Below are 15,182 nucleotides of genomic sequence, written 5' to 3'. Positions count from 1 at the left end.
ATGCGCCTCGATGACATCCACGTCGACCGGCGACAAACCCGCACTCGCAAGGGCCTGCCGGATCACCCGCTGCTGCGACGGACCATTCGGCGCAGTGAGCCCGTTCGACGCACCATCCTGGTTCACCGCCGAACCCCGCACCACCGCCAGAACCCGCCGACCCTCCCGCCGCGCATCCGACAACCGCTGCACCACGAGCACGCCGACGCCCTCGCCCCAGGCGGTGCCGTCGGCGGACTCGGCGAACGCCCTGCACCGCCCGTCGGCCGACAGTCCGCCCTGCCGGGAGAACTCGATGAACGCGCCCGGGGTGGCCATCACGGTCACGCCGCCGGCCAGCGCCAGGTCGCACTCCCCCGACCGCAGCGCCTGCACCGCCAGGTGCAGCGCCACCAGCGAGGACGAGCAGGCGGTGTCGACCGTCACCGCCGGCCCCTCGAACCCGAACGAGTACGCCACCCGACCGGACAGCACGCTGGCGGAGGCACCCGTGGCGCCGTACCCGGTGAGCGCCTCACCGGCCTGGCGCACCACGGTCTCGTAGTCCTGACCGTTGGTGCCGGCGAACACCCCGACCCGGGCCCCGCGCAGCGCGAGCGGGTCGATCCGGGCGTCCTCGAACGCCTCCCACGACGTCTCCAGCAGCAGCCGCTGCTGCGGGTCCATCGCGAGGGCCTCGCGCGGCGAGATGCCGAAGAACTCGGCGTCGAACGCGCCCGCGTCGTGCAGGAACGCCCCCCGGCTCACGTACGACGACTCGGCGGAGTCGCGCAGCGACTCCAAGTCCCAGTGCCGGTTGGTCGGGAACTCCGACATCGCGTCGACGCCGCCGACCAGTAGGTTCCACAGCTCGGCCGGGGATTCGGCTCCGGCCGGGAAGCGGCAGCCCATGCCGACGATGACGATCGGGTCGTCGGCGACGACCGGCCCGCCGACCACGGTCGGCGCGGGCAGGGCCTGCCCGCCGAGAAGTTCGGCGTGGATGTGGCCGGCGAGGGCGGTCGGGTTCGGGTAGTCGAACGCCAGGGTGCTGGGCAGCGTGAGGCCGGTGGCCGCGTCGAGCCGGTTGCGCAGTTCCACGGCAGCCAGGGAGGTGAAGCCGAGGTCCTGGAACGCCCGGTCAGGTGCCACCCGGTCCGCGGAGTCGTGGCCGAGCACTGCGGCGACCTCGCCGCGTACGAGGTCGCGCAGCGCGTGCACCTGCTCCGTGGCGGACATCGCCGCGAGCCGGGCGAGCAGCGCGGACGTCGGCGCCGGGCCGGCGACGGCGAGCGCGGCCGGCGCGGCGTCGGCCACCAGGTCCCGGGTGAGCGGGTCGGGGCGGGTGCCGGCGACGGCGGCCACCCGGGCCCAGTCGATGTCGGCCACCACGAGGTACGTCTCGGCGCGCCCGAGCGCCGCGGGCAGGGCCTCGACGGCGGTCCGGGGCGCCATGGCCCCGAATCCGTCCCGGGCCAGGCGCCGTTCGAACTCACCGGCGCTCACCCCGCCGTCGGCCCAGAGGCCCCAGGCGAGGGAGGTCGCCGGGAGTCCCTCGGCGCGGCGGCGCTGGGCCAGCGCGTCGAGGAAGGCGTTCCCCGGCGCGTAGGTGGCCTGGCCGGCCCCGCCCATGATGCCGGCGAGGGAGGAGAAGAGCACGAAGGCCGACAGGTCCGCAGCGCGGGTCAGCTCGTCGAGGTTGGTGGCGGCGGCCACCTTGGCCCGGAGCGCGGCGGCCAGTTGGTCGACGGTCACCGCGTCGATCACGTTGTCGTCGAGCGCGGCGGCGGTGTGCACGACGGCGGTCAGGGGAAGGTCGTCGGGGACCGACCGCAGCAGGTCGGCGAGCGCGGCGCGGTCGGCCACGTCGCAGGACGCCACGGTGATCCGGCTGCCGAGCGCGGTCAGCTCGTCGACGAGCGCCCCGGCACCCGGTGCTTGGGTGCCCCGGCGGCTGACGAGCAGGAGGTGTTCGGCGCCGGCAGCGGCCAGGGCGCGGGCGACGTGTCCACCGAGGGCACCGGTGCCTCCGGTGATCAGCACCGTGCCGCGCGGCGTCCAGGAGTCGTGGGGGCCGCCGTCGCCGTAGGGGGCCCGGACGAGCCGGCGGGCGTAGCAGCCGGCGGGGCGCAGCGCGACCTGGTCCTCCGCGCCGGGGCCGGCGAGCAGCGTGCGGAGGGTCCGGACGGCAGCCTGGTCGGGGCGTTCGGGCAGGTCCACCAGTCCGCCCCAGCGGTGCGGGTGCTCGGCGCGCAGCACGCCGCCGAAGCCCCACGTCATCGCCTGGGCGGGGTCGGCGTGCGGGTCGCGGGAGCCGACGGAGACCGCGCCTCGGGTGGCGATCCAGAGCCGGGCGGCCAGCCCGGCATCACCGAGGGCCTGCGCGAGCACGACCGTGCCGGCGAGGCCGGCCGGTACGGTCCCGGTCTCCCGGTACGGCCGGTCGTCGAGCGCGAGGAGGGACAGGACGGCGGTGCCGGCGCGGTCCCGTTCCGGCAGGGCGTCGCTCAGGTCCTGGGCGAGGCGCTTGCGGTCGCAGCCGGCCTCGACCTGGACCGTGCGGGTCCGGGCGGGGTCGAGCGCGGCCACCCAGTCGCCCACGGACGGGTCGGCGTCGGCGGGTACGACCAGCAGGAAGTCCGTGGCCTCGGCCCGGGTGGGGTCGACCACGACCGGCTGCCAGGCCACCCGGTACCGCCAGGAGTCGAGGGTCGCCTCGGTCTCCCGGCGGCGTCGCCAGGTGGACAGCGCCGGGAGCACCTCGGCGAGCGGGGTGTCCGCGTCGACGGCCAGGCTCTCGGCGAGGGCGGTCACGTCCTCGGCTTCGATGGCCCGCCAGAAGGCGTCGTCCTCGGCGGTGCGCCGGGTGCCGGCGGGGCGGTGGGAGCGCGAGGCGGCGTTGAGCCAGTAGCGCTGGTGGTCGAAGGCGTAGCTGGGCAGGTCGACCGTTGCCGGCCGGACGCCCGCCTGCGCGAGGTACGCCCCCCAGTCCACCGAGACTCCGGCCACGAACAACCGACCGACCGCCGACAACAGCGACTCCACCTCCGAACGATCCCGACGCAACGTCGCCACCCGACGCACCCCGACACCCCCGGCAACCTCAGCCACCATCGCCGTCAGAACCGCATCCGGACCCACCTCCAGGAACGTGTCCACTCCAGCAGCACACAACGCACCCACCCCGTCGGCGAACCGCACCGGCCGCCGCACATGACGCACCCAGTACTCCGGATCCACCAACTCCAACGGATCCGCCACCGCACCCGACACATTCGACACCACCGGCACGACCGGAGCCCGCCACGACAACCCGGCCACCACCGAGCCGAACTCGTCGAGCATCGGCTCCATCAGCGGGCTGTGGAACGCGTGACTCACCGCCAGCCGGCGGGTGCGCACGCCGCGCTCTCGCCAGGTGCGCTCCACCTCGTCCAGCGCCTCGACCGCTCCGGAGACGACGACGGCCGTGGGCCCGTTCACGGCGGCGATCCCGGCCCGGTCGGCCAGCCCCTCCAGGGTGGCCAGCACGTCGGCCTCGGACGCGGCCACCGCCAGCATGCCCCCGCCGGCCGGCAACGCCTGCATCAACCGGCCCCGCGCCGCCACCAGCGTGCACGCATCCTCCAACGACAACATCCCCGCCGCATACGCCGCCGTCACCTCACCAACCGAATGACCGGCGAAGAAGTCCGCCCGCACCCCCCACGACCGCAACAACTCCCACAACGCCACCTCCACCGCAAACAACCCCGCCTGCGCAAACACCGTCCGATCCAGCAACCCCGCATCGACAGACCCCGCCTCCGCAAACACCACCTCCCGCAACGGCCGGGGCAACAACCCATCCAACCGCGCACACACCTCATCCAGGGCAGCGGCGAACACCGGGAACCGGTCACACAACTCCCGACCCATCCCCACCCGCTGCGAACCCTGACCGGTGAACAACACCGCCCGACGACCCGCCGACACCACACCCGCCGACGCCGGCCCCGACGCCACCGCATCCAGGCCCACAACAAGATCGTCCACGCCCGAACCCCACACCACCGCCCGGTGCTCCAACGCCGCCCGCGACGACACCAACGACCACGACACGTCCACCGCCGACACATCGGACCGACCCCGCGCGAACGCCGCCAACCGCGCCGCCTGACCCACCAACGCCCGCTCCGAACGCCCCGACACCACCCACGGCACCGGCACGGCGACGGGCGCGTCCCCGGCGGTCGCGGCAACGGGCTCGTCGTCGCCCTGCTCCAGGACCACGTGCGCGTTCGTCCCGGAGATGCCGAACGACGACACCCCCGCCCGACGCGGCCGCCCCACCCCCGGCCACTCCCGCGACTCCGTCACCAGAGTCACCGCACCCGACGACCAGTCCACATGCGACGACGGCTCGTCCACATGCAAAGTCGCCGGCACCACCCCGTGCCGCATCGCGAGGACCATCTTGATGATCCCCGCGACACCGGCGGCGGCCTGGGTGTGCCCGATGTTCGACTTCACCGACCCCAACAGCAGCGGCACATCCCGACCCTGCCCGTACGTGGCCAGAAGAGCCTGCGCCTCGATCGGATCACCCAACGTCGTACCCGTGCCATGCGCCTCCACCACGTCCACGTCGACCGGCGACAAACCCGCGCTGGCAATGGCCTGCCGGATCACCCGCTGCTGCGACGGACCATTCGGCGCCGTCAACCCGTTCGACGCACCATCCTGATTCACCGCCGAACCCCGCACCACCGCCAGGACCCGCCGACCCTCCCGCCGTGCGTCCGACAACCGCTGCACCAGCAGCACACCGACGCCCTCCGACCAACCCGTCCCGTCCGCCGCCTCGGCGAAGGACTTGCACCGCCCGTCGGGGGCCATGCCGCGCTGGCGGGAGAAGTCGATGAAGGTGTCGGGGGTGGCCATCACGGTCACGCCGCCGGCCAGCGCCAGGTCGCACTCCCCCGACCGCAGCGCCTGCACCGCCAGGTGCAGCGCCACCAGCGAGGACGAGCAGGCGGTGTCGACCGTCACCGCCGGCCCCTCGAACCCGAACGAGTACGCCACCCGACCGGACAGCACGCTGCTGGCGGTGCCGACGCCGAGGTGGCCGTCGAGAGCCTCGGGGACGTCGACCAGGCTCGACGCGTGGTGGTGGTACATCATGCCGGCGAACACCCCGACCGGACGGCCGCGCAGGGCGAGCGGGTCGATCCGGGCGTCCTCGATCGCCTCCCAGGACGTCTCCAGCAGCAGCCGCTGCTGCGGGTCCATCGCGAGGGCCTCGTGCGGGGAGATCTTGAACAGGTCGGCGTCGAAGTCACCGGCGTCGACCAGGAAGCCGCCCTCCCGGGCGTAGCTGCTGCCGCGCCGGGCGCCGGACGGGTCGTAGAGGTCGCCGAGGTCCCAGCCGCGGTCGGTCGGGAAACCGGTGATGCCGTCCCCGCCGGCGGTGAGGAAGTCCCAGAGCTGTTCCGGTGAGCGCACGCCGCCGGGGAACCGGCAGCTCAGGCCGACGATCGCGATCGGCTCGTCGGGCGCGGCGGCGGTGCCGGGCAGCGCCGGCTGCGAGCCGGCGTCGCCCCCGGTCTCGGCGTCGAGGTGGTCGGCGAGCCGGAGCGGGGTGGGGTGGTCGAACACGAGGGTCGCGGGCAGCCGCAGCCCGGTCTCCGCGCCGAGCCGGTTGCGCAGCTCGACGGCGGTCAGCGAGTCGAACCCGAGTTCGGTGAACGGGCGGCCGGCCTCGACGGCTGCGGCGTCGGCGTACCCGAGGACCGCCGCGACCTGGTCCAGGACGAGCCGCAGCAGGGCGGCGGCCCGCTCGTCGCGGTCCAGCCCGGCGAGCCGCTCGGTCAGCGTGCGGGCCTCGGCGGGGCCGGACCGGGCGGCCCGCCGCCGGGGCGACCGGACCAGGCCGCGCAGCACCGCGGGCAGGGCGCCGGCCTCGGCCTGGGAACGCAGGGCCGAGCCGTTCAGCGCCACGGGGACCGCCACCGGCAGGCCGGTGCGCAGGGCGGCGTCGAAGAGGTCGAGGCCGTCGGCCGGGGCGATGGGGTGGGCGCCGGAGCGGGCGAGCCGGTCGGTGTCGGCGCGGCCGAGGGCGGCGGTCATGCCGCCGCCCGACTCGGCCCACGGCCCCCAGGCCAGGGAGAGGGCGGGCAGGCCGGCGGACCGCCGGCGGTGGGCGAGGGCGTCGAGGAAGGCGTTGGCGGCGGCGTAGTTGGCCTGTCCGGGGCTGCCGGTCACCCCGGCCGCCGAGGAGTACGTGACGAACAGCGCCAGGTCGCGGCCGGCGGTCAGCTCGTGCAGGTGCTGGACGGCGTCCACCTTCGGCCGCAGCACCTGCGCCAGCGTGTCGGGGGTGAGCGAGGTCAGGGTGCGGTCGGCAAGCACCCCGGCGGTGTGCACGACCCCGGTCAGCGGGTGGGCCGGGTCGATCCCGCCCAGGAGCGCGGCGAGGGCGGCGCGGTCGGCCGCGTCACACGCCTCGACCCGCGCCGTGGCGCCCAGGTCGGCGAGGTCGGCGAGCAGGTCCGCGACGCCGTCGGCGTCGGCGCCGCGCCGGCCGGTGAGCAGCAGGTGCCGGACCCCGTACCGGGTGACCAGGTGGCGGGCGAGCAGCGCGCCCAGCGCGCCGGTGCCGCCGGTGACGAGGACGGTGCCGGCCGGGTCGAGCGCCGGCGCGGGCGTCGCCGGTTCGCCGGCGGCGGCGAGGCGGGGCACCCGCACCTCGCCGGCCCGCACGGCCGCCTGCGGTTCGTCGCCGTCGAGCAGGCCGGCGAGGGCGGACGCGGAGCGCGCCGCGTCGTGGTCGTCGACGTCGACGAGCAGGAACCGGCCGGGGTGCTCGGCCTGCGCGGACCGCACCAGGCCCCAGACGGCGGCGGCGGCCGGGTCGGCGACGTCCTCGTCGTCGGAGACCGCGACGGCTCCACTGGTCAGCACCACCAGCCGGGATCCGCCGGTGTCCCGGTCCCCGGCCAGCCAGCCCTGGAGCACGGCGAGGGTGTCGGCGAGCAGTTCGTGCGTCCCGGCCGCGTCGGCGGCGGCGGGGCCGGCCACCGGGAGCAGGACGACGTCCGGCACCCCGGCATCGAGCAGCGCGCGCAGGTCGGGGTGGCGGGTGGCGGCGGCGTCGGCCGGCAGCGGCGCGGGGCGGTCGCCGAGCACCGCCCAGGTGCGGCCGTCGGCGGGGCCGCCGGCCTGCGGGTGCCGGGGCCAGTCGAGGCGGAACAGGGAGTTGCGCCACGGGGACCCGGCGGGGGTCAGGTCGCCGGCCGGCAGGGGGCGCAGGGCCAGCGAGCCGACCCGGGCGACCGGCGCGCCGGTGGCGTCCGCGACCAGCATGGCGACGGTGTCCGGGGCGGTCGGGGTGAGCCGGACCCGCAGGGTGTCCGCGCCGTGGGCGCTGACGGCGACATCGGCGAAGGCGAACGGCAGCCGGGCCTCGCCGGCCTCGACGATGCCCAGCCCGACGGCCTGCACGGCGGCGTCGAGCAGGGCGGGGTGCAGGCCGTACGCGTCGGCCTCGTCGGCGGCCGGCTCGGGGAGCGTCACCTCGGCGTACACGTCGGCGCCGGCCCGCCAGGCGGCGCGCAGCCCCTGGAAGGCCGGGCCGTAGGCGAAGCCGGCCTCGGCGGCCCGGGCGGCCGGTTCGGCCACGTCCAGGGGCGTCGCGCCGGCCGGCGGCCAGTCGGCCAGGCCCGGGCCGGCCGGCGCGTCGTCGGCCGGGGCGAGCAGGCCGGTGGCGTGCCGGACCCACAGGTCGTCGGTGCCGGACCGGCGGCCGTGCACGGTGACCTGCCACGCGTCGCCGGAGTCCCCGGTGCGTTCGACGGCGACCTGCACGTCGACGCCGCCGGTGTCGGGGAGGGTGAGCGGGGCCTGGAGGGTCAGCTCGGTGAGCACGTCGGCGCCGACCTCCGCGCCGGCGCGCAGCGCCAGCTCGACGAGGCCGGTGCCGGGGAACAGCACGGTGCCACGCACCGCGTGCTCGGCCAGCCAGGGGTTCGTCTCGACGGACAGTCGGCCGGTGAGGGTGACCTCGTCGCCGTCGGCGGAGCGGAACACCGCGCCGAGCAGCGGGTGACCGGTGGGGGTCAGCCCGGCGGCGGTCACGTCGGCGGGCTGCGGCAGCGGCAGCAGCCAGTAGCGGTCGCGCTGGAACGCGTACGTGGGCAGGTCCACCGGCGCGGCCGGGCCGGCGAACAGGGCGGTCCACCGCACCGGCACGCCACGGGTCCACAGGGTCGCGGCGGCGGCGAGGGCGGTGGCGGCCTCGTCCTGGTCGGCGCGCAGCACCGGCGCGTACGCGGCCTGGTCGGCGCCGGCGATCTCCTGGGCCAGCGCGGACAGCACGCCGCCGGGGCCGACCTCCACGAACGCGCCGACGCCGTGCTCGCGCAGGGTGGCCACGGCGGCGTCGAACCGGACGGTGTCGCGGACGTTGCGCAGCCAGTACGCCGGGGAGCAGATCTCCTCCGGGGTGAGCACCGTGCCCGTGACGGTGGAGACCACCGGGATCCGGGGCGCGGCGAAGGTGAGCTGCCCGAGCACGGCGGCGAAGGCGTCACGCATCGGGTCCATCCGGGCGGAGTGGAACGCGTGGCTGACCCGCAGCCGCCGGGTGTTCCGGCCCAGTGCGGCGAAGTGCCCGGCGACGGCGAGCACCGCGTCCTCGGTGCCAGAGACGACGACGGAGTCGGGGCCGTTGACGGCGGCCAGTTCCGCGCCGGCCGCCTCGGGCGTGGCGGCCAGGTGGGCACGCACCTCCGCCTCACCGGCCCGGACGGACACCATGGCGCCGCCGGAGGGCAGCGCCTGCATGAGGGCGCCCCGGGCGGCGACCAGCCGGGCGGCGTCGGGCAGGGACAGCACGCCGGCCAGATGCGCGGCGGCGACCTCGCCGACGGAGTGGCCGGTGAGGAAGTCCGGGACGACGCCCCAGGACTCGACGAGCCGGTAGGTGGCCACCTCGACGGCGAAGAGGGCCGCCTGCGCGTACCCGGTGCGGTCGAGCAGTTCGGCGGGGCCGTCGAGGACGGCGTCGAGGGGCCGGTCGAGGTGCCGGTCCAGTTCGGCACGGACGGCGTCGAAGGCGGTGGCGAAGGCGGGGAACGCGGCGTACAACCGGCGGCCCATGCCGACGCGCTGGGCGCCCTGGCCGGTGCAGAGCACGGCGAGGCGGGTGGGGCTGGCGACGCCGCGCCGCACGGTGCCGGCGGGGACGGTGCCGGCGGGGACGGTGTCGGCCAGCGCGGACAGCCCGGCGAGGAGGTCGTCGGGGTCGGCGCCGAGCAGCACGGCCCGGTGTTCGAGGGCGGACCGGCCGGTGGCGAGGGCCCGGCCCAGCGTGGCCGGCGGGACGTCGGGGTGCTCGGCGAGCCAGGACCGCAGCCGACGCGCCTGGGCGGTCAGCGCGGCGGCGCTGCGGGCGGAGAGGACCCAGGGCAGCGGGTCGGGGCCGGTGACGTCGCCGGCCGGTGGCTCCGCCTCGGGGCCGGCCGAGGGCTCCGCCACAGGGGCGGCCTCGACGATGACGTGGGCGTTGGTGCCGCTCACCCCGAAGGAGGAGACGCCGGCCCGGGCCGGGCGGGCGGTGGTCGGCCAGGGGTGGGCCTCGCGGAGCAGGCTGACCGCGCCGGCCGTCCAGTCGACGTGCGGGGACGGCTCGTCGAGGTGCAGGCTGCGGGGCAGGACGCCGTGCCGCATCGCCATGACCATCTTGATCACGCCGGCGACTCCGGCGGCGGCCTGGGTGTGCCCGAGGTTGGACTTGATCGAGCCGAGCCACAGGGGCCGGTCGGCGGGCCGGTCCCGGCCGTACGTGGCGATGACCGCCTGCGCCTCGATCGGGTCGCCGAGCCGGGTGCCGGTGCCGTGCGCCTCGACGGCGTCCACGTCGGCGGGGGTGAGCCGGGCGTTCGCGAGGGCCTGGCGGATCACCCGCTGCTGGGAGGGGCCGTGCGGGGCGGTGAGGCCGTTGCTGGCCCCGTCCTGGTTAACGGCGGTGCCGCGGACCACGGCGAGCACGGGGTGCCCGTTGCGCCGGGCGTCGGAGAGGCGTTCGAGCAGGAGCAGGCCGGCGCCCTCGCTCCAGCCGGTGCCGTCGGCGGCGGCGGAGAAGGACTTGCACCGGCCGTCCGGGGACAGGCCCCGCTGCCGGCTGAAGCCGATGAACGTGTCCGGGCTGGACATCACGGTGACGCCGCCGGCCAGGGCGAGGGTGCACTCGCCGGAGCGCAGCGCCTGCGCGGCGAGGTGCAGGGCGACCAGCGACGAGGAGCAGGCGGTGTCGACGGTGACGGCCGGGCCCTCGAAGCCGAAGGTGTAGGCGATCCGGCCGGAGACGACGCTGCCGTGGTTGCCGGTGCCGACGAACGCCTCGACCTCGTCGGGCACGCCGTTGAGGCGGGAGACGTAGTCGTGGTACATGACGCCGGTGAAGGCGCCGGTCCGGCTGCCCTTCAGGGACTCTGCGGCGATGCCGGCCCGCTCGACGGCCTCCCAGGCGACCTCCAGCAGCAGCCGCTGCTGCGGGTCCATCGCCAGGGCCTCGCGGGGTGAGATGCCGAAGAAGCCGGCGTCGAACTCGCCGGCGTCGAGCAGGAAGCCGCCCTCGCGGGTGTACGACTTGCCGTGCGCCTCCGGGTCGGGGTCGTAGAGGTTCTCCACGTCCCAGCCCCGGTCGGCGGGGAACGGCGTCACCGCGTCCCCGCCGGCCTCGACCAGCCGCCACAGCGCCTCCGGGCTGTGCACCCCGCCCGGGTAGCGACAGGCCATCCCCACGATCGCGATGGGCTCGTGGTTCTGCTCGTCGACGGCCCTCAGGCGTTCGCTGGTCTCGTGCAGGTCAGCGGTGACGCGCTTGAGGTACTCGCGGAGCTTGGCTTCGTTCGCCATCGGTAGATCACCTGTCGCTAAGGGGCAAGCGGCGGATTCGTGGTCAGGAGCGGCCGAACTTCTGGTCGATCAAGTCGAACAGTTCGTCGTCCGAGGCATCGTCGATGGCCTGGGTGACGTCGCCGGGTCCCCCGGTGGCGTCGCTCCAGCGGGCGGCCAGGGCCTTCAGGCGGGTCGCGACGGCGGTGCGGGTCTCCTCGTCGGCGGCGAGCCGTTCCAGGTCGTCCGGCCCGGCGGCGGCGAACGCGGCCTCCAACCGGTCCAGCTCGGCCAGCAGGGTCGACGTCGGGGCGGCCGGCGCGACGTCGGCGAGCAGGAAGTCCGCCAGGGCCGCCGGGGTGGGGCAGTCGAAGATCAGGCTCGCGGGCAGCCGGACGCCGGTGGCGGCGGTGAGCCGGTTGCGCAGCTCGACGGCGGTGAGCGAGTCGAAGCCGAGGCCGGTGAACGTCTGCCCGGACGGGATGACGGTCGACGACGGGTAGCCGAGCACCTCGATGACCTGCCCCTTGACCAGGTCCTCGACGAGCCGGCCGCGGTCGGCGTCGGGCGTGCCGGCGAGCCGCTCGGCGAAGGACGGCCCGGTGCCGCCGGAGGCGGTGGCGCCGGCCGCCCGGCGCGGGGCGCGGACCAGCCCCCGCAGCGGCGCCGGCAGGTGTCCGGTGGCGGACTGGCGGCGCAGCGCGGCGACGTCGAGCAGCGCGGGCACCAGGTGGGGCCGGCCGCCCCGCAGGCTGGCGTCGAACAGGGCGAGCGCCTGGCCGGTGCCGAGGGGGCCGAGGCCGTTGCGGCTGAGCCGCTGGCGCTGGGCGGCGTCGAGGTTCCCGGTCATCCCGCTGGCCTCGGCCCAGAGGCCCCAGGCCAGGGAGGTCGCGGCGAGACCGGCGGCCCGCCGGTGGTGGGCGAGGCCGTCGAGGAAGGCGTTCGCGGCGGCGTAGTTGCCCTGACCCGGGCCGCCGAGGGTGCCGGCGACCGAGGAGAACAGCACGAACACCGGCAGGTCCAGGTGCCGGGTCAGCTCGTGCAGGTGCCAGGCGGCGTCGGCCTTCGCGGACAGCACGGACCCGATCCGGTCGGTGGTGAGCGCGGACACCACCGCGTCGTCGAGCACCCCGGCGGCGTGCACCACCCCGGTGAGCGGGTGCTCGGCGGGCACGCCGGCGAGCAGCGCGGCGAGGGTGTCCCGGTCGGCCACGTCGCCGGCCACCAGCCGGGCCTGCGCGCCCATCCCGGCCAGGTCGGCGAGCAGCTCCGCCGCGCCGGGCGCGGCGGTGCCCCGCCGGCCGACCAGCAGCAGGTGGCGGACCTTGTGGGCGGCGACGAGGTGCCGGGCCAGCAGGCCGCCCAGGGCGCCGGTCGCGCCGGTGACCAGGACCGTCCCGTCGGGGTGCAGTTCGGCACCCAGCGCCGGGTCGAGTTCGGCGGGCGCGAGGCGGGGCACCAGCACCCGGTCGCCGCGCGCGGCGAGCTGGGGTTCGCCGGTGGCCACGGCGCGGGCCAGCGCCTCGACCGGGAGGTCGGCGTCGGCGTCGACGAGGACGAAGCGGTCGGGGTGTTCGGCCTGCGCCGAGCGCAGCAGGCCCCACACCGCCGAGCCGGCGAGGTCGGTCACCCGGCCGGGTTCGCCGGCGGGGACGGCGCCGCGGGTCAGCACGACCAGCCGCCGGTCGGCGAGGCGCTCGTCGGCGAGCCAGCCCTGCACGGTGGCCAGCACGTCGGCCAGCCGGGCCCGGGTGGCGGCCGGGACCGGGTCGGGCGCGTCGTCGCGGTACGCGGGCAGCAGCACCAGGTCCGGGTCGAGCCGGCCGTCGGCCACCGCCTCGGCCAGTTCGCCGAGGCCGTACCGGGGCAGGCCGGCGGGGCCGACCGGGCCGCCGCCGAGCAGCACCGCCCGGTGCGGCGTGGCGTCGCCCGGCGGGACGTCCCGCCAGGCGAGGTCGTACAGCGCGTCGGTGGTCGGGCCGGCGGCGCGGACCTGGTCGGCGGTGACCGGGCGGGACACCAGCGAGGCGATGCGGGCGACCGGGGCGCCGGACGGGTCGGTCAGGGTCAGGCTCACCCCGCCTCCGTTGCGCCGGGCCCGGACCCGAAGGGCGGTCGCGCCGACCGCCGAGAGGGTGACGCCGGTCCAGGCGAAGGGCAGCCGGGCCCCGGTCGCGTCGGGGTCGTCGTCGAGCAGGCCGACGACGTGCAGCGCGGCGTCCAGCAGCGCCGGGTGTACGCCGAATCCGGTGGTCTCCGTGCCGTCGGGCAGCGCCACCTCGGCGTACACCTCGTCGGCGGAGCGCCGGACCGACCGGAGGCCCTGGAACAGCGGGCCGTACTCGACGCCGAGCCGGGACAGCTCGGCGTACACGGAGTCGACGGCGACGTCGGTGGCGTCGGCCGGCGGCCAGGGCGCCGGGTCCTCGGCCCGGTCCGGCGGCGCGGGGGCGATGAAGCCGGTGGCGTGCCGGGTCCACTGCGCGTCGGGGTCGTCGGCGGCCCGGGAGTGGACGGTGACCGGCCGGCGGCCCTCGTCGTCGGCGGGGCCGAGGTGCACCTGCACGGCCCGGGCGCCCCGCTCGGGCAGGACCAGCGGCGCTTCGAGGGTCAGCTCGTCCAGCGCGGCGCAGCCGGCCCGGGTGCCGGCGTGCACCGCCAGCTCGACCAGGGCGGCGCCGGGGACCACCACGGAGTCCCAGACGACGTGCTCGGTGAGCCACGGGTGGGTCTGCGCGGACAGTTCCGTGCCGAAGATCCGGGCGTCGTCGGCGGCCACCGTGACGGCGGCGCCGAGCAGCGCGTGGTCCACGGCGCGTACGCCGAGCCCGGGCGCCCCGACGTCGGCGGGGTCGGTGGTGTTGAGCCAGTACCGCTGGTGGTCGAAGGCGTACGTGGGCAGCTCGGTCCGCCGGGGGCGGGCCCCCGTGCCGGTCAGGTACGCGGCCCAGTCGACGCGCGCGCCCGCGACGTGCAGGTCGGCCAGCGCGGCGAGCACCGTGTCGACCTCGGGCCGCCCGGCCCGCATGGTGGGGGCGAACCGGATGTCGTCGCCGGCCTCGACGCAGTCCCGCGCCATCGTGGTCAGCACGGAGTCGGGGCCGACCTCCAGGAACAGCGTGACGTCCTGCTCCCGCAGGCAGCGGACCGCGTCGGCGAACCGCACAGGCTGCCGGACGTGGCGCACCCAGTAGCCAGGGTCGCCGATCTCCGCCGGGTCCGCCACGGCGCCGGTCAGGTTCGACACGATCGGCACGGCCGGTGGCCGCCAGGACAGCCCGGCCAGCACGGACGCGAACTCGTCGAGCATCGGCTCCATCAGCCGGGAGTGGAAGGCGTGCGACACGGCGAGGGGCTTGGTCCGCCACTCCCGGTCCCGGCAGGCCGCGGCCACCGTCCCGACCTCGTCGGCCGCGCCGGACACCACCACCGCCGCCGGGCCGTTCACCGCCGCCACGTCGACGGCCGCGCCCAGCTCGTCGATCAGCCCGCGCACCCGCTCCTCGGGCGCACCCACCGCCAGCATGCCCCCACCGGCCGGCAGGGCCTGCATCAGCCGGCCCCGCGCCGCCACCAGAACACACGCGTCCTCCAGCGACAACATCCCCGCCGCGTACGCCGCCGTCACCTCACCAACCGAGTGACCGGCGAAGAAGTCCGCCCGCACCCCCCACGACCGCAACAACTCCCACAACGCCACCTCGACGGCGAACAACCCCGCCTGCGCAAACACCGTCCGATCCAGCGCACCCGACGACCCACCCGACCACACCACGTCCCGCAACGAGCCCGGCAGCTCGCCGTCGACCAACTCACACACCCGGTCGAAGGACTCCGCGAACACCGGGAAACGGTCGTACAGCTCCCGACCCATCCCGATCCGCTGCGAACCCTGACCGGTGAACAGCACCGCCCGGCGACCCGCCGACACCACACCCGCCACCGACGCACCACCGGCCGCCACCGCGTCCAGACCCGCCACGAGATCGTCTACGCGCGAGCCCCACACCACGGCCCGGTGCTCCAGGGCCGCCCGCGACGACACCAACGACCACGACACGTCCACGGCCGACACATCGGACCGACCCCGCGCGAACGCCGCCAACCGCGCCGCCTGACCCACCAACGCCCGCTCCGAACGCCCCGACACCACCCACGGCACCGGCACCCCGGGAACCACCCGCGTCGGCGAAGCCGACTCGGCCTCGGGCTCGTCCCCGGGCTGTTCCAGGATCACGTGCGCGTTGGTGCCGGAGATGCCGAACGACGACACCCCCGCCCGACGCGGACGGTCCACCCCCGGCCATTCCCGGGGCTCCGTCGTC

At 76.3% G+C, this 15,182-nt stretch carries 2 protein-coding genes; both read right to left on the bottom strand.

What is annotated here, in order from left to right:
* On the bottom strand, positions 1-10,878 hold a 10,878-nt coding region (locus C5N14_RS33890), incomplete at its 3' end, for a type I polyketide synthase (protein WP_117673243.1).
* A 43-nt stretch (positions 10,879-10,921) separates the two neighbouring features.
* On the bottom strand, positions 10,922-15,182 hold a 4,261-nt coding region (locus C5N14_RS30555), incomplete at its 5' end, for a type I polyketide synthase (protein WP_117673245.1).

Origin of the sequence: Micromonospora sp. MW-13, assembly GCF_003434305.1 — a bacterium.
Taxonomy (GTDB): Bacteria; Actinomycetota; Actinomycetes; order Mycobacteriales; family Micromonosporaceae; genus Micromonospora.
Note: the sequence above shows the minus strand (reverse complement) of the source record. Positions and strands in the feature narration are given on the sequence as shown.